Below are 19712 nucleotides of genomic sequence, written 5' to 3'. Positions count from 1 at the left end.
GCTGGCACATCCGGCATGCACGGCGTCACCGACCCGCCGTAGCCGCCCGCCCCGGCCGGGCGGGCGGGCGGCCTTCTGCGTTACGGCATCGGCAGGGTGCAGCCTGCGCGGGTCAGGTCGATCTTGTTGCCCGCGCCGATGCACGGGACGATGATGTACGTCTCCTGGGCGTAGTTGATGCCCTGGCGGACCGTGACGTTGCCGGCCTCGTCCACCTCGCACGGGTTGTTCTCCGTGCAGCGCTGCCCGTCCTCGTTGCCCGTGTTGTTGACCGCGACGACCTTGCCCGTCGTCGTGTCGATCACCGGGGAGCCCGAGGTGCCGCCGATCGTGTTACAGGACGAGGTGTAGCGGACCGAGTCCTTCCAGGTCCACTCGCCCTCCTTGAGGCGGTACGCGAACCCGTCCACGTTGCAGCTGTAGGTCCGCTTCCAGTACCCCGACACGACCTTGATCGCAGTGCCCTGCACCGGGCGGGCGTCGTTCAGGGTGAGTGCGGCGATGCCGTACTGGCTCTGGATCTGGGCGTACGTCTTGGTCAGCTGGTAGATCGAGATGTCCGTGTCGGTCATCGTCGCGTACGCGATCTTGCTGGCCCGCAGCGTCGCCACGCGCGAGCCCGAGGCGCCCAGCAGCGAGAACGAGCGGCTGGACGACTGGTCCTTGACGACCTCGCCCGGCCCCGGGAAACCGGTCTCGATGCAGTGCCCGTTGGAGAGCACGAGCGCGGGGTCGTTCGGCTGGGAGCCGGGGACGCGGACGACGGAACCGGAGCAGTTGCTGAGCGCGACCGTCCCCGCGTAGTTCACGGCGACGGCCGGCGCCGCCTTGTCCTGGGGTGTCGAGGCCACGGCCGGTGCTGCCGCCGCTCCTATCAGGAGCAGCGAGAGCACGGCGCCGACGAGAGGCTTGCGCATGTGGGGGTTCCCCTCTGAATGACGATGCAACCGAAGATCCTCCGGTTGTCATGTGCATTGTTGGGACACCCGCATCAACAGGCAAGGATGTGGCCAGAGTTGGCGGTTTTCTGGTTCAGGAGACGCGTCAGCGCAGGAGGCGGTCCCGGAGCCGGGCCACCGTCGCCGGCGTGATTCCGACGCGTGTGGCGAGGTAGTTCGCCGCGGAGCCGTAGCGCGTGGTCAGGTCGGCGAGGACGAGGGACAGGATCTCGGCCGGGGCGCGTCCGTACGAGGGCCAGCGCATGGTGCGGCCCGGGTTGGCGGCGTGCCAGTCGGCCGTGAGGCGGGCGGTGGCCAGCTCGGTGAGAGCGAAATCGGCCAGGATCTCTTCCTCGGACACGTCGAGGAGGGTCAGGACGAAAGCGGCGATCAGGCCGGTGCGGTCCTTGCCGGAGGTGCAGTGGAAGACCGTCGGACCGGGACCGGCGGCGATGAGCTCGATGGCCCCGCGGATCTCCTCCACGCCGTCCTCGGTCACCTCGGCGAAGCGGTCGGCCAGGTACCGCCAGGGGTCGATGCCGGGGTCGATCGCGGCCTGGTCGTACGGGCGGTGCTCGATGCTGAGGTTGGCGTACGTGAACCGCTCGGGCTCGGGGATCCGCCCCTTGGCCTCGATCTCCCAGGGGTAGCGCAGGTCGATGACCGTGCGTATGCCGAGGCCGAGGAAGCGGTCCCAGTCGGCTCCCGTGAGTTTGCCCAGGGAGTCGGACCGGTAGAGCGCGCCCCAGGCGACGGTACGGCCGTCGGCGGAGCGGTAGCCGCCCAGGTCGCGGAAGTTGTGCAGGCGGTCGAAGTCGACGTGGCGGCGGTGCGGGTGGGGCGGTTGGTGCGGGCGGTGCGCGGTCGGATCGGCAGGCAACTGGGGCTCCTCGTCATGCGGTCGAGTGCCCCAGGATGCCGGATCCGCCCTCAGAACCCTCAGCGCTTGCGCGCGAGCGTGAGCCCGTCCGCGATCGGGAGCATCACCGACTCCATGCGCCCGTCGGCGCGCACGTGCGCGTTGAACTCCCGGATGGCCAGGGCGTTCCCCCGGGCTCCGGCGTCCACCGCCTCTCCCCCGTACAGGACGTTGTCGGCGAGGATCAGCCCGCCGGGCCGCAGGCGCGGCACGAGCTCGTCCCAGTACGCGCGGTAGCCGGGCTTGTCGGCGTCCAGGAACACCATGTCGATCACCAGGTCCTGCGGGAGCGCGCGGAGCGTCTCCAGTGCCGGGGCGATCACGAGCTCGATCCGGTCGTCGACCCCGGCCGCCTTCCAGGCCTCCTGCGCGATCGACGTCCACTCCTCGGAGACGTCGCAGGTCAGGACCCGCCCACCGGAGACCAGGCCCGCGGCCAGCGCCAGCGTGGAGTAGCCGGTGAAGGTGCCGACCTCGACGATCCGGCGGGCGCCGACCATCTTGCCCAGCAGGGTGAGGAAGACGCCCTGCTCGTGCGGGACCTGCATCTGCGCCGCGCGCCCGAGCGCGCGGGTCCGCTCGACGAGCTCCTCCTGGACCCGGCTCGGGGGCTCGGCCTGCGCGACGAGGTACTCGTACACCTCGTGGGTGAGGTGCACCGTCTTCACTTCGTCGACGTCCCTGTCCATGCCGTACGCCCCTTCGCGAGTCCCGTGTGTACGCCTTCGGGACTGCCCAACGACGGCGGCCCGGAGCGGAAACGCCCCGGCCGGGCCGTCAGGCCGTCGGGTGGAGGGCCGCGTACTCCAGCGGGGCCGACGGGTCGATCGTGAGGGTGAGCGGGGCGGGGGGCGCGTCCGCGCGGACCAGGAGGTCGCCGATCGCCGCGATCATCGCGCCGTTGTCCGTGCACAACGTCATCGGCGGCACCCGCAGTTCGATTCCCGCCGAGGCGCAGCGCCGTTCCGCCAGGGCCCGGACGCGCGAGTTGGCCGCCACCCCGCCGACCACCACCAGCGTCTTCACGTCGTACGCCGCGCAGGCCGCGACCGCCTTGCGGGTCAGTACGTCGGCCACCGCCTCCTGGAGCGAGGCCGCGCCGTCGGCGACCGGCAGCCGCTCCCCGCGCTGCCGGTGGCCCTCGGCCCAGCGGGCCGCGGCCGTCTTGAGCCCCGAGAAGGAGAAGGAGTACGCGTACGGGTCCTGCGCGCGCGGCCCGCCGGTCAGCGGACGCGGGAACGGGACCGCCCCCGGGTCGCCGCCCCGCGCCGCCCGGTCGATGGCCGGCCCGCCCGGGTACGGCAGGCCGAACACCCGGGCCACCTTGTCGAAGCACTCCCCCGCCGCGTCGTCCAGGGTGTCCCCGAGGTGCAGGATCGGCTCGCGCACGAGGTCCCGTACGAGCAGCAGCGAGGTGTGCCCGCCCGAGACGATCAGCACCACGCAGGGTTCGGGCAGCGGCCCGTGCTCCAGGGTGTCGGCGGCGACGTGCCCGGCCAGGTGGTGGACCCCGTACAGCGGTACGTCCAGTGCGTACGCGAGGCTCTTGGCCCCGGCCAGTCCGACCTGGAGTGCGCCGGAGAGGCCGGGGCCGGTGGTGACGGCCACGGCGTCGAGCTGGTCGGCGCGCAGTCCGGCCCGGTCGAGGGCCTGGCGGACCACCGGGTTGAAGGCGTGCAGGTGGGCGCGGGCCGCGATCTCGGGGACGACCCCGCCGAAGCGGGCGTGCTCGTCCATGCTCGACGCGACGACGTGCGCGAGGAGCCGGCCGCCCCGCACGATGCCCGCGCCCGTCTCGTCGCAGGAGGACTCGATGCCGAGCACCACCGGAGAAGCAGCCATCAGACCCGCACCCGACCCTTATTGCGAATAGTTCGCAATAAGGGTACTAGCCGCGCGGGACGACCGTGGCCAGCACCGACGGCAGCGGGTACCAGTCCGCCGAGGCGATGGACGCGTGGTGCGCCGCCATCAGGCCGACCCGGTCCCGGGCCTGGGCCTCCGTCGGGTGCACCCCGTCGATGGCGGGCGCCACGTTGTGCGCGTCGGTGGCGATGAGGAGGTAGTGGTTGCGGTCGTACCAGGCGGTGTCGATCGAGCCGCCCGCGTACGCGCTCGCGTCCCCGTCGAAGACCACGAACCAGGGGCGCAGCGAGGCGTCGGCGTACCGGGCGCGCGGGTCGCCGGCCTCGGCCCGGTGCACGGCGGGGAAGGCGGCGGCCTGGCCGAGCCGGCCCGCGGCGGCGAGGGAACGCAGGTACTGGGCGTACTCGCGGTCGGTCCACAGGGTGTCGCCGGCGTTGCCCTCCTCCAGCGTGCCGGGGATCAGCTCCACCAGGAACTTCCCGGCCATCGCGGCGCGGCTCGGCCAGGCGCCGGCCCGGGCGGCGGTGTCCAGGTCGGGGTGGCCGGCGGCGAGCTGGCCGGGGCGGTAGACGGCGTCGCCGAGCTTCGAGTTCAGCAGCGCGTCCAGCTCGGCCGGGCCGCGCCCGAGGTTGGCGGCGAAGCCGTCCTTGAGCTCCAGCTTGAGGACGACCGGGCGGTGGCCGGGGTGGGCGTCGTGCCAGCTGCGGATGTCGGAGAGGCAGCCCGCGAGGTTCTGGTTGCGGGACTTGGTGCGCAGCTGGGCGGGGCTGGTGGCGTTCTCGCAGTTGTTGTCGTTGCCGAAGGGGTTGTCGTGGGCGACCCGCCAGGAGCTGCCGAAGAAGTTGGTCCACACGTCGAGTTCCAGCATCGCGGCGCCCGAGTCGAGCGCGTCCGCGAAGTACGGGTACTTGGCCTTTTCGTACGCGTTGTGCACGCCGACGCCGGTCGATCCCGCGTACGGGAGGTCGGCGGCGGCCCCCGCCGGCGCCGTACCGAGTACGAAGGCCAGGGCCGCCAGGCCCGCCGTCACCGCGCCCGCCATCCGGTTCCGCATTCCCATGCTTTCGGCTCCTGTCCGCCCAGTCGGTGCGCTATGTCTCAACTCGGCCGGAGAGTAGGCGAGTTGGGTGAAGGGCGGAAGGACGGGGGATGACGGGCGTCCCGGCTGTGAGGACGGACACGTTCCGACCAGGAACTGGCGTCGTCACGCCGTCCGTCGAACAGGGAGCCGACCGGGACGCCGGTCGGCATTTTCCGGGCGGGAGTACCACATGTTCACCAGGGTTCGCGGGCGGGCCGTACGGGTCTGCCTGCTCGTCGGCGTCGGCTGCGCCGTGCTGATGGGGTGCGCCGGACTCCTGTGGAAGCTGCACGGCGTGGCGGCGTACCTGGCGGACGGGGATTCCGCCGAGGGGAGCTACGTACAGGACGCCGAGCAGGCCGACCGCGCGGCGGCGGCCGTACTCGACGGCCCGGCGCGGGAGGCCCCGCCGGCGTCCCCGGCGTCCCCGGATCCCGCCGCCCCGGGCCCGGCCGCGCAGGGCACGGTCGGCCCCCCGGCCGGCGTGCACTGGCGGTCGGGCGGCTGGCAGCCCTCCGACCCGCTGGTCGCGCGGCCCGCTGCCGCGGAGCCCGCGATCGGAGCGCTGTTCTCCCCCGGTGAGGACGCGGACCAGGACCACCACTGCTCGGCGAGCGTGGTCCACTCCCCCGGCGGCGACCTCGTCGCCACCGCCGCCCACTGCGTGTACCGCGGCGTCTTCGGCTTCCGTACGAACCTCGCCTTCGCCCCCGGCTACCGGGACGGCAAGGCCCCGTACGGGGTCTGGGTGCCCACCCGGATCGACGTGGACCCCCGCTGGATCGATGACCAGGACCCCGACTACGACGTGGCCTTCCTCCGCATGCGCCGACCGGGCCACCCCGGCGAGCGCCTGGAGGACGCCGCCGGGGCGCAGACGATCCGGTTCGGGCCCGAACTGCCCGCTCCGGCCCGGGTCGTGGGCTATCCGAACGACACCGAGTACCCCGTGGAGTGCTTCAACACCGCCCGTGCCGACGGGCCCACGCAGTTGCGGCTGGATTGCGCGGACGTACCCGACGGCACGAGCGGTGGTCCGGTGCTGACCGACGCGCACACCCTGATCGGGGTGGTCGGCGGCCGCGACGGGGGCGGCGACGAGAAGACCTCGTACAGCAGCCTGTTCGACGAGGGGGTACGCGCCGTGTACGAGCGTGCCGTGGCGGCCCGCTAGACGGCCCGGACCCGAACGGCTCCCTACGACCCCGAGTCCGCCGGGGCCTTGTGGTGCGGCGGGTAGTCGGCCGTCTCCGGGGCCGTCGGCAGCCGCCACTTGGACAGGACCCGGATCACCGTGCCCGGGCTCAGCAGGACGTTCGGCGAGACCGCCAGCGACAGCACGCCGAAGAAGGGCCGGGAGATCTCCGGGTCGGCGTTGGCGCCCACGATCACCCGGGACATGTAGGCCTGGAGGACCTTGGTCGCCCGGTCGGGCGGCGGCCCCTCGGTCTCCGGGTACCGCATGTCCTCGCTGGTGGCGATCTGCCAGGCCATGTCGGAGGCTGCGGCCGTACGCCGCTGGATCCGGCGGGCGGCCGCGGCGATCTCCCGGGGGGCCAGGCCCCGGATGGCGCCGGCCAGTGCGTCCGCCGCGAGGGCGGCCACCGTCATCCCCTGCCCGTACACGGGGTTGACCCGGCAGACGGCGTCGCCGAGGACGACGAACCCGGCCGGCCAGCGGTCGAGGCGCTCGAAGTGCCGCCATTCGTTGGCGGTGTTGCGGTAACCCGTCGGCGTGGAGAGGGGTTTGGCATCGCGGATGGCGTCGTACAGCACGGGGCTGCGCAGGCTCCGGGTGAAGTCGAGGAACTCCTCCTCCCCGGTCGGCGGGGCGTGTTCGCCGTTGCCGGTCAGCGTCACCAGCCAGCGGCCGTCGTCGAGGGGCACCAGTACGCCGCCGCGCGGACTTTCGGGGCGGCCCTGGACGTAGATCCCCTGCCAGCGGCGTGCCGGATCCGGCGGGACCTCGTAGTAGCGGCTGGAGTAGCAGAGGTGTGAGTCGTAGCGGGTGGTCGCCGGGGCCGGGTGGCCGAGGGCGGCGAGCCAGGCCGGGGCCCGGGAGGTCCGCCCGGTCGCGTCGACCACGAAGCGGGCCGGCAGCGGGTCCCCCTCGCGCAGCCGTACACCGGTGACCGAGCGGCCGTCGGGCCCGGCGACGAGCCCGGTCGCCGTCGCGCCGGAGCGGACCCGGATGCGCTCGTCCCGCAGCACCTCCCGGCGGACCGTCCAGTCGATCAGCTCCCGGCTGCCGATCAGGATCCGGGACCCGGGAACCGGGTGGAACCAGTCGGCCGGGCTCAGCCACAGGAAGTCCCGGGGCGTCTCCATCAGGGACGCCCCGGCCGCCAGCAGCTCGCGGGTGACCCCGGGCAACAGCCCCTCCATCAGGTCCAGGCCCCGCGACCACAGCACGTGCACGTGCCGGGACTGCGGCACACCGGGCCGGAAGGCCGGTCCGGTGTCCGGCAGTTCGTCCCGTTCCACCACGGTCACGCGCGCGAACCGCTGGGCGAGTGCCCGCGCCGCCAGCAGCCCCGCCAGGCCTGCGCCGAGGACCACCGCGTGATCGTGGGCTTCTGGGTGGTTGTCCGTGTCGTCGTCCATGGCGCCGAGTCTCCCGCGCCGGCCGCGCGCCGGATCAGGTCCCGCCCGGGGCGCCCCGAGGCACCCCGGGGGCGGACGGGGGGCTCACGGAGGGGCGCCCGTACCGAGACCCCCTGGGGGTGTCCGGTCACGCGGCCGGTTACGCCGCCCGGTCACGCGGCCGGTCAGCTCGCGAGGAACCCGTACGGGACGGAGGTCAGCTTCTCCGAGGCCGCCCAGAGCCGTTCGCCGGACGCGTCGTCCAGGGTCCACTTCGCCCGCCAGGAGGGGACGGGCGCCCCGCGCCAGCCGAGCCGCGGCCCGAAGAACGCGTCGGACCGCACCCCCGGCGCGGTGGCCGCGTACAGCGTGGGCAGCGCGCCGGAGGCGGCGGACTGGGCGAGGACGGCGGCGCCGAGGCCCATCAGCCGCGACATGGGCCGGTGGCCCTCCTGCCGCGAGGCCCCGGCGTGCAGGTTGGTCGAGGCGTAGCCGGGGTGCGCGGCGGCCGCGACGATCCCGGAGCCGGCGGCTTCGAGCCTGCGGGCCAGCTCGTGCGTGAAGAGGAGGCCCGCGGTCTTGGAGCGGCCGTACGCGATCCAGCGCCGGTAGCCGTGCTCGGAGTTGAGGTCGTCGTGGTCCACGTCGCCCAGTGCGTGGAACCCGCTGGAGACGGTGACGATCCGGGCCCCGGGGGCCGCGGCGAGCAGCTGCGGCATGAGCAGTCCGGTCAGCGCGAAGTGGCCGAGGTGGTTGACCCCGAACTGGGTCTCGAACCCGTCGGCGGTCCGCCCGTACGGCAGCGCCATCACGCCGGCGTTGTTCACGAGCAGGTCGAGGGAGCGGCGGCGCTGCCCGTGGGCGTGGGCGAACTCCCGTATGGAGGCCAGGTCGGCCAGGTCCAGTGGCATGAACTCCACCTCGGAGCCCGGGACTTCGGCGCGCAGCCGGACCACCGCGGCCCTGCCGCGCGCCGAGCTGCGGCAGGCCAGCACCACATCGGCCCCGCGCCGGGCGAGCTCGCGGGCGGCGACGTAGCCGATACCGCTGTTGGCGCCCGTGACGACGGCGGTGCGGCCGCTCTGGTCGGGGATGTTCTCGGCGTTCCAGCCAGGCATGTGAGCTCCCTCGCGACGGTGGGTTGCACGGTGCGGTCACCATGGGGTTACCGAGGGTAGACCTCCCCCTTCGCGGGGGTGGAGCCGGGGGCCGGTCCCCCGGCCAGTAGGCTGCGGGTCCGTCCGCCCGCTCCCCTTCCCGTTCCCGAGGTACCGCGCAGTGAGCTCCGCACCGCCGCTCCCCCTACCCGTCTCGGTCGTCGGCCTCGGCGCCGACGGCTGGGCCGGGCTCACCGCCGCCGCGCGGTCCGCGCTGACCGGGGCCGAGGTGCTGATCGGCGGGCCGCGCCAGCTGGATCTGCTGCCGGCCGGCGACTGCGCCGGCGAGCGGGTGGCCTGGCCGAGCCCGCTGCGGCCCGCCGTGCCGAAGCTGATGGCCGAGCACGCGGGCCGCCGGATCGCGGTGCTGGCCAGCGGCGACCCCATGTTCTACGGGATCGGCCGGGCTCTGGCCGAGGAGCTCGGGCCGGACGCCCTGCGGGTCCACCCGCACCCCTCCTCGGTCTCGTACGCGTGCGCCCGCCTGGGGTGGCCGGTGGAGGACACCGAGGTGGTCACGGTGGTCGGCCGCCCGGTGGCCCGGCTCGCGGCCGCGCTCTACGAGGGGCGGCGGGTGCTGGTGCTCAGCGCCGGAGCAGCGACCCCGAACGAGATCGCCGCTCTGCTTCGAGAGCGGGGCTTCGGCCCGAGCCGGATGCGGGTGCTGGAACAGCTCGGCTCCGAGCGCGAGGACATGTACGAGGGACGGGCCCAGAGCTGGGACCACGCCCCCGGCGACCCCCTCAACGTGGTGGCCGTGGACTGCCGCCGAGACCGCCGCAGCGCCGTCCCGCGGCTCGGCGCGACCCCCGGCCTGCCCGACACCGCGTACGAGCACGACGGCCAGCTCACCAAGCGCCACGTCCGGGCCGCGACCCTGTGCGCCCTCGCCCCGGCCCCCGGCGAGTTGCTGTGGGACATCGGCGGCGGCTCAGGCTCCATCGGCATCGAGTGGATGCGGACGCACCCCTCCTGCCGGGCGGTGGCCGTGGAGCGCGTCCCGGAGCGGGCGGCCCGCATCACCCGCAACGCGGCGGCGCTCGGCGTCCCGGGACTGCGCGTGGTCACCGGCGCCGCACCCGAGGCCCTGGCCGGGCTCCCCACCCCCGACGCGGTGTTCATCGGCGGCGGGCTGACCGCGCCGGGGCTGCTGGACGCGGCCTGGGAGGCACTGGCCCCCGGCGGCCGGCTGGTCGTCAACACCGTGACCCTGGAGTCGGAGGCGGTGCTCACCGAGCGCTACCGGCGCCACGGCGGCGACCTGGTCAAGCTGGCCGTCGCGCACGCGGCGGCGGTCGGCGGTTTCACGGGCTGGCGGCAGGCGATGCCGGTCACCCAGTGGTCCGTGACGAAGCCCTGGCCGCGGACGGACCACCCCACACCAGCAGCGCACGAACAGAACGAAAAGGACCAGGAGACGACATGACCGTGTACTTCATCGGCGCGGGCCCCGGCGCCGCCGACCTGATCACGGTGCGCGGTGCCCGGACGCTGGCCGCCGCACCGGTCTGCCTGTACGCGGGCAGCCTGGTCCCGCGCGAACTGCTGGCCGAGTGCCCGCCGGACGCCCGCCTGGTCGACACCTCGCAGCTGAACCTCGACGAGATCATCGCCGAGTGCGTACGGGCCCACGCCGCGGGCGAGGACGTCGCGCGGCTCCACTCGGGCGACCCGTCGATCTTCAGCGCGGTCGCGGAGCAGATGCGGCGGCTCGACGCGGCCGGCATCCCGTACGAAGTGGTGCCCGGTGTCCCGGCGTTCGCCGCGGCGGCGGCCGCGCTGAAGCGGGAGCTGACGGTCCCCACCGTCGGCCAGACCGTGATCCTGACCCGGATCGCCCAGCAGGCCACGCCCATGCCGCCGGGCGAGGACCTGGCCACGCTCGGCCGCAGCGGCGCGCTGCTGGTGCTGCACCTGGCCACGCGCTACGTGGACCGGGTCGTCGACGAACTGCTGCCGCATTACGGGGCCAAGTGCCCGGTGGCGGTGGTGGCGATGGCCAGCCGCCCCGACGAGCTGATCCTGCGCGGCACGCTGGCCGACATCGCCGCCCAGGTGAAGGAGGCGGGCCTGGTCCGCACCGCGGTCATCGTGGTGGGCCGTACGCTCGGCGCCGAGCAGTTCCGCGACAGCCACCTGTACTCCCCCGAGCGCGACCGGCATGTCTGCTGATCCGCCCCGCCACGTCCTGATCCTGGGCGGTACGACGGAGGCCCGCCGCCTCGCGGAGGCGCTGGCCGGGGATCCCTCGTACCGCGTGACCACCTCGCTCGCGGGCCGGGTGTCCTCGCCCGCGCTGCCGCCCGGCGAGGTGCGGATCGGCGGCTTCGGCGGGGTCACCGGGCTCGCGGGCTGGATCGTCGCCCACGACGTGACGCACGTGGTCGACGCCACCCACCCGTTCGCGGAGCGGATGAGCTTCCACGCCTCCGAGGCGCAGGCGTTCACGGGGGTCCCGTTGCTCGCGCTGCGCCGCCCCGGCTGGTCCCCCGGCCCCGGGGACGACTGGCACTTCGCCGACTCGCTCGCCGAGGCATCCGTACGGCTGCCCGAACTCGGTGGCCGGGCCTTCCTGACCACCGGCCGCATGGGCCTGCACACGTTCGCGCACCTGGCCGACACCTGGTTCCTGGTGCGCTCGGTGGACCCGCCGGACGCGCCCGTGCCGCCGCGGCTCGAAGTCCTGCTCGCCCGGGGGCCGTTCACCCTGGAGGGCGAGCGGGAGCTGCTGGCCCGGCACCGGATCGACGTGCTGGTCACGAAGGACAGCGGCGGCTCCGCGACCGCCCCCAAGCTCACCGCGGCCCGCGAGGCCGGCATCCCGGTCCTGGTGGTCCGCAGGCCCCCTGCCCCGGAGGGCGTTGCGGAGGCGGAGTGCCCGCAGGCGGCCCTGGAGTGGCTCGCGGGAACCCACGGGTAGACCCCGCCCGGCCGTTGTCCGAGGGGTCTCCTACTCTCGTCGGCATGAGCACCACCACTCTGCTGATCCACAGCGGCTCCGCCGCACCCGATGCCCCGGTCACCCGCGTCGGCGGCCTTCCGCTGGCACCCGCCGGCACGCGGTGGCCCACTTGTACGACCTGTTCGGGGCCGCTCCAGTTCATCGCGCACATAGTCCTCGACGGCGGGCGCGGGGTCCTCGCCGTCTTCATGTGCGCGAACGATCCGGGCAGTTGCGAGGAGTGGAGCGCAACGTCCGGCGGCAACAGGGCCTACCTCTTCCCGCCGACCGGGCTGGTGCCGGTACCGCTGCCCGCCCTCCCCACCGCCGAGGACGAGGACCAGGACGAGGACCAGGAATACGAGGACGAATACGAAGACGAGGACGAAGACGAGGACGAGGACGAGGACGTTCGGCAGCTCGGGGCGGTCCGTACCGTCGAGCGGGTGACCGTGGCCGAGCCGGAGTACCGGACCGCCTCCAAGGCCTGGTCCGAGCGGAGCGGGCGCCCGAAGGGCCACGTCCTCGGACAGCTCGGCGGCACCCCCGACTGGCTCCAGAACGACGAGACGCCCGACTGCACGGGCTGCGGCCGCCCGATGGAGTTCGTCGCCCGGCTGGAGGAGGGTCCTGACCCCCTCACCGCCCCCAACTTCGGCTCCGGCAGCGCCTATGCGTACGCCTGCGCGCCCTGCGGCCGGGCGGCGTTCCTCTGGCAGTGCTGAGGAGGGCCGCCCGGCCCGCCGGTCAGGCCTCCGGGTAGCGGCGCGGGGTCCAGGTCACGCGGGAGCCGTCCGGGCGCTCCGTGACCTGGGTCTGCGAGGAGCCGATCAGCAGGATCGTGCGCATGTCCACCTCGGACGGCTCCAGTTCGCCGAGCGGGAGGACGCGGACCGACTGCTCCGGGCCGCCCACGTCCCGCGCGACGACCACCGGGGTCCGCTCCGAACGCAGCTCCAGCAGCAGCTCCTTGGCCTGGGCCACCTGCCAGGTCCGGCTGCGCGAGCCCGGGTTGTACAGGGCGAGCACCAGGTCCGCCGCCGCGGCGGCACGCAGCCGCTCCGCGATGACCTCCCACGGCTTGAGCCGGTCCGACAGGGAGATGGTGGCGTAGTCGTGGCCGAGCGGGGCCCCGGCCGCGGCGGCCGCCGCGTTGGCGGCGGTCACCCCCGGCAGGACCCGTACGGGCACGTCCTTGTACTCCGGCTGCCCGGCGACCTCCAGCACGGCGGTGGCCATGGCGAACACGCCCGGGTCTCCGCCGGAGACCACGGCCACGCGCTTTCCGCGGCGGGCGAGGTCGAGCGCGAACTCGGCGCGCTCCGACTCGACCTTGTTGTCGGAGCCGTGCCGTACCTGGCCCGGCTTCGCGGGGACCCGGTCCAGGTACGTGGTGTACCCGACGAGCACCTCGGCGTCGGCCAGCGCCCGCCGCGTCTCGGGGGTGAGCCAGAGCGGCCCGGCCGGTCCGGTGCCGACGACCACGACCTCGCCGGGGCCGGACGGCACGCTGCCCGGGTTGCCGATGCGGCTGGGCACCACGGCGACGGCGAAGTACGGGACGCTGTCGGGGTCGGTGTCGGCGAGGACGCCGGTCCGCTCCCCCGCCATGGTGGCGCGCTCCACGTACCGGGCCTCCGCCAGCCGGCCGCTGCCCTCCATGGCCCGGCGTACGGCGGGGAAGGTGCGGCCGAGCTTCATCACGACCGCCGAGTCGGTGGCGGCGAGGCGGGCGGTGAGCTCCTCCTCCGGCAGGGTGCCGGGCAGGATCGTCAGCACCTCCTCGCCCTCGACGAGCGGGGTGCCGAGGCGGGCCGCGGCGGCGCTCACCGAGGTCACACCGGGGATCACCTCGGCCTCGTACCGGTCGGCGAGCCGCTTGTGCATGTGCATGTACGAGCCGTAGAAGAGCGGGTCCCCCTCGGCGAGCACGGCGACGGTCCGGCCGGCGTCGAGGTGCGCGGCCAGCCGGGCGGCGGACGCCTCGTAGAACTCCTCCATCGCCCCCTGGTAGCCGCCGGGGTGGTCGGTGGTCTCGGTGGTGACCGGATAGACCAGCGGCTCCTCGATGTGGTCGGAGCGCAGGTGCTTCGCGGCGATCGAGCGGGCGATCGAGCGGCCGTGGCGGGCGCTGTGGTACGCGACGACCTGCGCCTCGGCGATCACCTCGACGGCCCGCAGCGTCATCAGGGAGGGGTCGCCGGGGCCGAGCCCGACGCCGTACAGCTTTCCGGAGGTCGTTCCCGTGCTCATTCTTCCTCGCTCGCGATCGCGTTGACGGCGGCGGCCGCGATGGCGCTGCCGCCACGACGGCCGCGCACGATCAGGTGGTCGAGCCCGGAGGCGTGGGCGGCGAGCGCGTCCTTGGACTCTGCGGCGCCGATGAAGCCGACCGGGACGCCGATGACGGCGGCGGGGCGCGGGGCACCCTCCTCGATCATCTCCAGCAGCCGGAACAGCGCGGTCGGCGCGTTGCCGACGGCGATCACGGAGCCCTCCAACAGGCCGCGGTCGCGCCAGACTTCGAGGGCGGCGGCGCTACGCGTGGTGCCCATCCGGGCGGCGAGGGCCGGCACGGCGGGGTCGGAGAGGGTGCAGATCACCTCGTTTCCTGCGGGCAGCCGCTTGCGGGTGACGCCGCTGGCGACCATCTGCACGTCGCAGAGGATCGGCGCGCCCGCGTTCAGCGCGGCCCGCGCGCGGAGCACGACGTCCGGGGTGTAGCCGAGGTCCCGGGGCAGGTCGGTCATTCCGCAGGCGTGGATCATGCGCACCGCGACCTGGGCGACGGAGGCGGGCAGCCCGGAGAGGTCCGCCTCGGCGCGGATCGTGGCAAAGGACTGGCGGTAGATCGCCGCGCCGTCCTTCTCGTACTCGAACACTGTGTACTCGCTCATTTCTTCGCTGCGTCGTGGGAGGTGGTGCGGCGTACGGCCGCGAGGGCCGCGGGAAGTTCGGAGGGCGGGAGACCGCGGCGCGGGGCGCTGCCGGCCGCGGACAGGTCGTACCCGTCGGCGGTGGCGACCACGTCCGCCCAGGCGGTGCCGCGGGGGTGCCCGCACCGGCGTTCGCAGCCGGACCAGTGCACGGGCAGCGGGCGGGTCGCCTGCGCGTGCGTCTGCGCCTCGGCTTGGGCCTGCGCCTCGCCTTGGGCCTCGGCCTCCGCCTGCTGCGCCACGACGGCACGCGCGTCGGCGCGTACGTCCGCCAGGGATTTCGCGCAACCGGGCCGCCCCGTACAGGCGGTGACGGACCGCCAGGGATCCTCGGGGCCGGTCACGAGCCCGGCCTCGGCGAGGGCGGCGAGTGCGCCCTCGGCGGCGTGGGCGGGCAGGCCGGGGACGACGATCCCGCGCCAGGGGGTCAGGCGGAGACGGCCCGTGAGGCCGGCCAGCCTGCGCCACTGCGCGGTGGTCAGACGGCCCAGCGGCGCGAACACGCTGAGCGCGGCGTCGCCGCCCGGGCCCTGGACCACGCCCGGTTCGGGGGCCGGTCCGCGCAGGGCGGCGCGGCCCCGTACCACGGAGGCCGAGACCCCGGCGGCGGCCAGCCGAGCGCCCAACTCATCGGAACGGAGAGCCTGTTCGGCAGGCAGCTCGGAGACCCGCCAGGCCCGGGTACCGGCCTGGCGGACGGCGTCGAGGAAGTACGAGGCGGCCACCAGCGCGGCCCTCGGCGCATCGGCGGCGGCCACGAGCAGGGCGTCCGCCGCGCCGGCCGTCCACAGCAGGGCCCGGCCCCCGTCCCGGACGGCGGCCAGGTTCACATCGGCGGCGAGCGAGGTCACGTCCCCGCGGCCGTCGTCGAGGGCGAACAGGAAGCGCCCGGACAGCCCGGCGGCCGGCTCGCTCGCGCACAGCAGCCGGTCCAGCTCCCGGGCCCAGGGCGCCACGTCGGGCAGACCGCGCCGGTCCAGGCCGGTCAGCGGCGAGGCGACGATGTTGCGGACCCGCTCGTGGGTGGGGGCGGGCAGCAGCCCGGCGCGCACGAGCACGGTCTGCAGTTCGCCGCCGCAGCTCGCGCCGAGCCCGCGCAGCTGCGCGTTGCCGCGCGAGGTGAGGTCGATGTGCCCGTCGCCGAGCCGGTCCGCCGCATCGGCCAGCAGCAGGGCCGCTTCCGCGTCGAGCATCCCGCCGGGTATCCGGATCCGGGCCAGGTGCCCGTCGTCCGCCGCGTGCAGCCGCAGCGCACCGGGACAGGCGTCACCGCGGTCACGTATGACCGGTTCGTCCCGCGGTGCGGCGGAAGGGGGCTGGGGCGGCATGGCGGCGAGCATACCCACGATTCACCGACCCCGACCTGTGTCCGTCACCACCCGCCCCTTCCGCCCCACCCTCCGCCCGACCTGCCCGGATCCGCTCCCAGGGCGCGGGCCACCCCCACTCCCGGCCAGGGAGAAGGCCACCTAAGATGACCACCGGCGGAGCCACGTGGCCCGCTGGGAGGAAGCCCGGTGCGAATCCGGCGCGGTCCCGCCACTGTGAACCCTGCGGAGCGATCCGCCGGGTGAGTCAGGAACTCCCGCTGTCCACACTGCCCGGGGCGCGGAAACCCCGAGGAAGGCATGCCGCCGCATGATCCTGCTGCTGTCGACGTCCGACACCGATCTGCTCAGCGCCCGCGCCGCCGCGGACGGCCCCGTGCCGTACCGGTTCGCGAACCCCTCCCGCCTTCCCCTCGACGACCTCCCCGCCCTGCTCGACGGCGTCGACCTGGTCGTCGTACGCCTCCTCGGCGGCCTGCGCGCCTGGCAGGACGGCCTCGACCTGCTCCTGGCGCCGGCGCAGACCCGCCCGGTGGTCGTCCTCACCGGCGAACAGGCCCCGGACGCGCAGCTGATGGAGGCCTCGACGGTCCCGATCGGAATCGCGGCCGAGGCGCACGGCTACCTCGCGCACGGCGGCCCCGCCAACCTCGACCAGCTGGCCCGCTTCCTCTCCGACACCGTGCTGCTCACCGGCCACGGCTTCGAGCCGCCCGCCGCCGCGCCCACCTGGGGCCCGCTGGAGCGCACCCCGGTGCGCCCGTACGGCCCGCGCATCGCGGTGCTCTACTACCGCGCCCACCAGATGAGCGGCAACACCGCCTTCGTGCACGCCCTGTGCGACGCGATCGTGGAGACCGGCGGTACGCCCGTACCGCTGTACGTGTCCTCCCTGCGCAGCCCCGAGCCGGAGCTGATCGCCGAGCTGGAGTCGGCGGACGCGATCGTCACCACGGTCCTGGCGGCGGGCGGCACCAAGCCCGCCACGGCCTCGGCCGGCGGCGACGACGAGTCCTGGGACGCGGGCGCGCTCGCCGCGCTCGGCGTCCCGATCCTCCAGGCCCTGTGCCTGACCGGCTCGCGCAGCGCCTGGGAGGAGAACGACGAGGGCCTGTCCCCGCTCGACGCCGCGACGCAGGTCGCCGTGCCCGAGTTCGACGGCCGCCTGATCACCGTCCCGTTCTCCTTCAAGGAGTTCGACGAGGACGGGCTGCCGGCGTACGTGGCCGACCCCGAGCGCGCCGCCCGCGTCGCCGGCATCGCGGTGCGGCACGCCCGGCTGCGGCACATCGCGCGCCGCGACAAGAAGGTCGCGCTCGTCCTCTCCGCGTACCCGACCAAGCACTCCCGCATCGGCAACGCGGTCGGCCTCGACACCCCGGCCAGCGCCGTGGAACTGCTGCGCACCCTCATCGCGGGCGGTTACGACTTCGGCCCCGTCGAGGACATCCCGGGCCTGGTCTCCGGCGACGGCGACGAGCTGATCCGCGCCCTGATCGAGGCCGGTGGCCACGACCAGGACTGGCTGACCGAGGAGCAGCTGGCCCGCAACCCGGTCCGGATCCCGGCCGCCGACTACAAGCGGTGGTTCGCCGAGCTCCCGGCCGAGCTGCGCGGCAGCGTGGAGCAGCACTGGGGCGAGGCCCCGGGCAACATGTTCGTGGACCGCTCGGCCAACCCGGAGGGCGACATCGTCCTCGCGGCCCTGCGCCGCGGGAACCTGCTCATCCTGATCCAGCCGCCGCGCGGCTTCGGCGAGAACCCGATCGCGATCTACCACGACCCGGACCTGCCGCCCTCGCACCACTACCTGGCCGCGTACCGCTGGATCCAGGCGCGCGCGGAGGACGGCGGCTTCGGCGCCGACGCGATGATCCACCTGGGCAAGCACGGCAATCTGGAGTGGCTGCCGGGCAAGAACGCCGGCCTGTCCGCTGCCTGCGCGCCGGACGCCACGCTCGGCGATCTCCCCCTCATCTACCCCTTCCTGGTCAACGACCCGGGCGAGGGCACCCAGGCCAAGCGCCGCGTGCACGCCACCCTGGTCGACCACCTGGTGCCGCCGATGGCTCGCGCGGAGTCGTACGGCGACATCGCGCGCCTGGAGCAGCACCTCGACGAGTACGCGCAGATCTCCGCGATGGACCCGGCGAAGCTGCCGGCCATCCGCGCGCAGATCTGGACGCTGATCCAGGCCGCGAAGCTCGACCACGACCTGGGTCTGGCGGAGCGCCCGGACGACGACGGCTTCGACGACTTCCTGCTGCACGTCGACGGCTGGCTGTGCGAGGTCAAGGACGCCCAGATCCGCGACGGCCTGCACGTCCTGGGCGGCGCGCCGACCGGCGAGGCCCGGGTCAACCTGGTCCTCGCGATCCTGCGCGCCCGCCAGATCTGGGGCGGTACGACGGCCCTGCCCGGCCTGCGCGAGGCGCTCGGCCTCGACGAGTCCGCGGCCACCCGGACGACCGCCGACGAGGCGGAGGAGACGGCCCGCGCGCTGGTGCAGGCGATGGAGGACGCGAACTGGGCGCCGGAGGCGGTGGCTTCGGTCGCGGCCGGTCACTCGGCGGACGTGGCGGCCGTACTGGACTTCGCGGCGCGCGAGGTCGTCCCGCGGCTGGCCGGCACGACGGACGAGATCGCGCACGTGGTGAGCGCCCTGGACGGCCGCTTCGTCCCGGCGGGCCCCTCGGGCTCCCCCCTCCGGGGCCTGGTGAACGTCCTCCCCACGGGCCGGAACTTCTACTCCGTGGACCCGAAGGCCGTCCCCTCCCGCCTCGCGTGGGAGACGGGCCAGGCCCTGGCCGACTCCCTCCTCACCCGCTACCGCACGGACAACGGCGAGTGGCCGGCCTCCGTGGGCCTGTCCCTGTGGGGCACGAGCGCGATGCGCACCTCCGGCGACGACGTCGCCGAGGCCCTCGCCCTGCTCGGCGTCCGCCCGGTCTGGGACGAGGCCTCGCGCCGCGTCACGGGGCTCGAAGCGATCCCCCTCGCGGAACTCGCCCGCCCCCGGATCGACGTCACCCTCCGCATCTCGGGCTTCTTCCGGGACGCGTTCCCGCACGTCATCGGCCTGCTGGACGACGCGGTCCGGCTGGCGGCGAGCCTGGACGAGCCCGCGGACCAGAACTACGTCCGGGCCCACGCGCAAGCCGACCTGGCCGTCCACGGCGACGAGCGCCGCGCGACGACCCGTATCTTCGGCTCGCGCCCGGGCACGTACGGCGCCGGCATCCTCCAGCTGATCGACTCCCGCGACTGGCGTACGGACGCCGACCTCGCGGAGGTCTACACGGTCTGGGGCGGCTACGCGTACGGCCGCGGCCTGGAGGGCCGCCCGGCCCGCGCCGAGATGGAGACGGCGTACAAGCGGATCACGGTGGCCGCGAAGAACACGGACACCCGCGAGCACGACATCGCCGACTCGGACGACTACTTCCAGTACCACGGCGGCATGGTGGCCACGGTCCGCGCCCTGCGCGGCACGGCCCCGGAGGCGTACATCGGCGACTCGACCCGCCCGGAGACGGTCAAGACCCGCACGCTGGTGGAGGAGACGTCCCGCGTCTTCCGGGCCCGCGTGGTGAACCCGAAGTGGATCGAGGCGATGCGCCGCCACGGCTACAAGGGCGCCTTCGAGCTGGCGGCGACGGTGGACTACCTCTTCGGCTACGACGCCACGACGGGCGTGGTGGCGGACTGGATGTACGACAAGCTGACGGAGACGTACGTCCTGGACCCGGAGAACCGCGCCTTCCTGGAGGAGGCCAACCCCTGGGCCCTGCACGGCATCGCGGAACGCCTCCTGGAGGCCGAGTCCCGCGGCATGTGGGAAAAGCCGGACCCCCAGATCCTCGAATCCCTCCGCCAGGTCTACCTGGACACGGAAGGCAACCTGGAGGCCGACTCGGAGTAGTCGCGTCCGAAACGCAGGCCGTCCTCCTCACCACTGAAGGG

Annotated in this window: 16 protein-coding genes and 1 riboswitch; of the genes, 6 read left to right on the top strand and 10 right to left on the bottom strand. The window is 74.2% G+C overall.

Features of this window, described 5'->3' with window-relative positions:
* Nucleotides 1-80: 80 nt before the first annotated feature.
* The 5 genes from OG509_RS29485 to OG509_RS29465 form a co-directional block, all read right to left on the bottom strand.
* Nucleotides 81-917 (bottom strand): serine protease, encoded by an 837-nt coding sequence (locus OG509_RS29485; protein ID WP_406185600.1) that lies wholly within the window; start codon nucleotides 915-917, stop codon nucleotides 81-83.
* Between the two features lie 127 nt (nucleotides 918-1044).
* The gene (locus tag OG509_RS29480; protein WP_406185598.1) at nucleotides 1045-1818 is read right to left on the bottom strand and encodes a tyrosine-protein phosphatase; all 774 of its coding nucleotides are present in this window, start codon (nucleotides 1816-1818) and stop codon (nucleotides 1045-1047) included.
* Nucleotides 1819-1877: 59 nt separating this feature from the next.
* Entirely contained in the window at nucleotides 1878-2546 is a 669-nt protein-coding gene (locus tag OG509_RS29475) for an O-methyltransferase (RefSeq protein ID WP_406185597.1), read from the bottom strand.
* 88 nt (nucleotides 2547-2634) lie between these two features.
* Nucleotides 2635-3699, bottom strand: coding sequence for a tRNA (adenosine(37)-N6)-threonylcarbamoyltransferase complex transferase subunit TsaD (tsaD, locus tag OG509_RS29470; protein ID WP_406185596.1), 1065 nt, complete (start codon nucleotides 3697-3699; stop codon nucleotides 2635-2637).
* A 46-nt stretch (nucleotides 3700-3745) separates the two neighbouring features.
* The gene (locus OG509_RS29465; protein WP_406185595.1) at nucleotides 3746-4783 is read right to left on the bottom strand and encodes a phosphatidylinositol-specific phospholipase C domain-containing protein; all 1038 of its coding nucleotides are present in this window, start codon (nucleotides 4781-4783) and stop codon (nucleotides 3746-3748) included.
* A 211-nt stretch (nucleotides 4784-4994) separates the two neighbouring features.
* Between OG509_RS29465 and OG509_RS29460 the strand changes: the two genes are divergently transcribed.
* A complete protein-coding gene (locus tag OG509_RS29460; protein WP_406185594.1) occupies nucleotides 4995-5978 on the top strand; it encodes a trypsin-like serine peptidase in 984 nt (327 codons plus the stop codon).
* A 23-nt stretch (nucleotides 5979-6001) separates the two neighbouring features.
* Here OG509_RS29460 and OG509_RS29455 read toward each other — a convergent pair whose 3' ends face one another.
* Both OG509_RS29455 and OG509_RS29450 read right to left on the bottom strand, forming a co-directional pair.
* Entirely contained in the window at nucleotides 6002-7408 is a 1407-nt protein-coding gene (locus OG509_RS29455) for an NAD(P)/FAD-dependent oxidoreductase (protein WP_406185592.1), read from the bottom strand.
* Between the two features lie 164 nt (nucleotides 7409-7572).
* Entirely contained in the window at nucleotides 7573-8505 is a 933-nt protein-coding gene (locus OG509_RS29450) for an oxidoreductase (RefSeq protein ID WP_406185591.1), read from the bottom strand.
* Nucleotides 8506-8665: 160 nt separating this feature from the next.
* On the opposite strand from OG509_RS29450, the gene cbiE reads away from it, so the two are divergent.
* From cbiE to OG509_RS29430, 4 genes are read left to right on the top strand one after another with little or no spacing between them, the layout of a single operon-like run.
* Nucleotides 8666-9970, top strand: a complete 1305-nt coding sequence (cbiE, locus tag OG509_RS29445; protein WP_406185590.1) for a precorrin-6y C5,15-methyltransferase (decarboxylating) subunit CbiE — start codon at nucleotides 8666-8668, stop codon at nucleotides 9968-9970.
* Nucleotides 9967-10716: a precorrin-4 C(11)-methyltransferase gene (gene cobM / locus OG509_RS29440; protein ID WP_387285545.1), complete on the top strand. Its 750-nt coding sequence runs from the start codon at nucleotides 9967-9969 to the stop codon at nucleotides 10714-10716. Before cbiE ends, cobM begins: the two co-directional genes overlap by 4 nt.
* On the top strand, nucleotides 10706-11464 hold the full coding sequence (locus OG509_RS29435) for a cobalt-precorrin-6A reductase (protein WP_406185589.1): 759 nt from the start codon (nucleotides 10706-10708) through the stop codon (nucleotides 11462-11464). Before cobM ends, OG509_RS29435 begins: the two co-directional genes overlap by 11 nt.
* Before the next feature lie 44 nt (nucleotides 11465-11508).
* Complete coding sequence (locus OG509_RS29430; RefSeq protein WP_406185588.1) at nucleotides 11509-12210, top strand: hypothetical protein; 702 nt, start codon at nucleotides 11509-11511, stop codon at nucleotides 12208-12210.
* Nucleotides 12211-12232: 22 nt separating this feature from the next.
* On the opposite strand, the gene OG509_RS29425 is transcribed toward OG509_RS29430, so the two are convergent.
* From OG509_RS29425 to cobG, 3 genes are read right to left on the bottom strand one after another with little or no spacing between them, the layout of a single operon-like run.
* Nucleotides 12233-13738: a precorrin-2 C(20)-methyltransferase gene (locus OG509_RS29425; RefSeq protein WP_406185587.1), complete on the bottom strand. Its 1506-nt coding sequence runs from the start codon at nucleotides 13736-13738 to the stop codon at nucleotides 12233-12235.
* Nucleotides 13735-14382, bottom strand: a complete 648-nt coding sequence (locus OG509_RS29420) for a precorrin-8X methylmutase (protein ID WP_385587236.1) — start codon at nucleotides 14380-14382, stop codon at nucleotides 13735-13737. The genes OG509_RS29425 and OG509_RS29420 overlap by 4 nt, the downstream gene beginning before the upstream one ends.
* Nucleotides 14379-15749 (bottom strand): precorrin-3B synthase, encoded by a 1371-nt coding sequence (cobG, locus tag OG509_RS29415; RefSeq protein WP_406185586.1) that lies wholly within the window; start codon nucleotides 15747-15749, stop codon nucleotides 14379-14381. The genes OG509_RS29420 and cobG overlap by 4 nt, the downstream gene beginning before the upstream one ends.
* Before the next feature lie 139 nt (nucleotides 15750-15888).
* A riboswitch (cobalamin riboswitch) is annotated at nucleotides 15889-16027 on the top strand.
* A 32-nt stretch (nucleotides 16028-16059) separates the two neighbouring features.
* On the opposite strand from cobG, the gene cobN reads away from it, so the two are divergent.
* Complete coding sequence (gene cobN, locus OG509_RS29410; protein ID WP_406185585.1) at nucleotides 16060-19671, top strand: cobaltochelatase subunit CobN; 3612 nt, start codon at nucleotides 16060-16062, stop codon at nucleotides 19669-19671.
* The last annotated feature ends 41 nt before the right edge of the window (nucleotides 19672-19712 follow it).

The organism is Streptomyces sp. NBC_01006 (assembly GCF_045162725.1).
Lineage (GTDB): Bacteria > Actinomycetota > Actinomycetes > Streptomycetales > Streptomycetaceae > Streptomyces.
The sequence above is the reverse complement of the archived record's forward strand: the minus strand, read 5'-3'. Positions and strand labels throughout refer to the sequence as shown.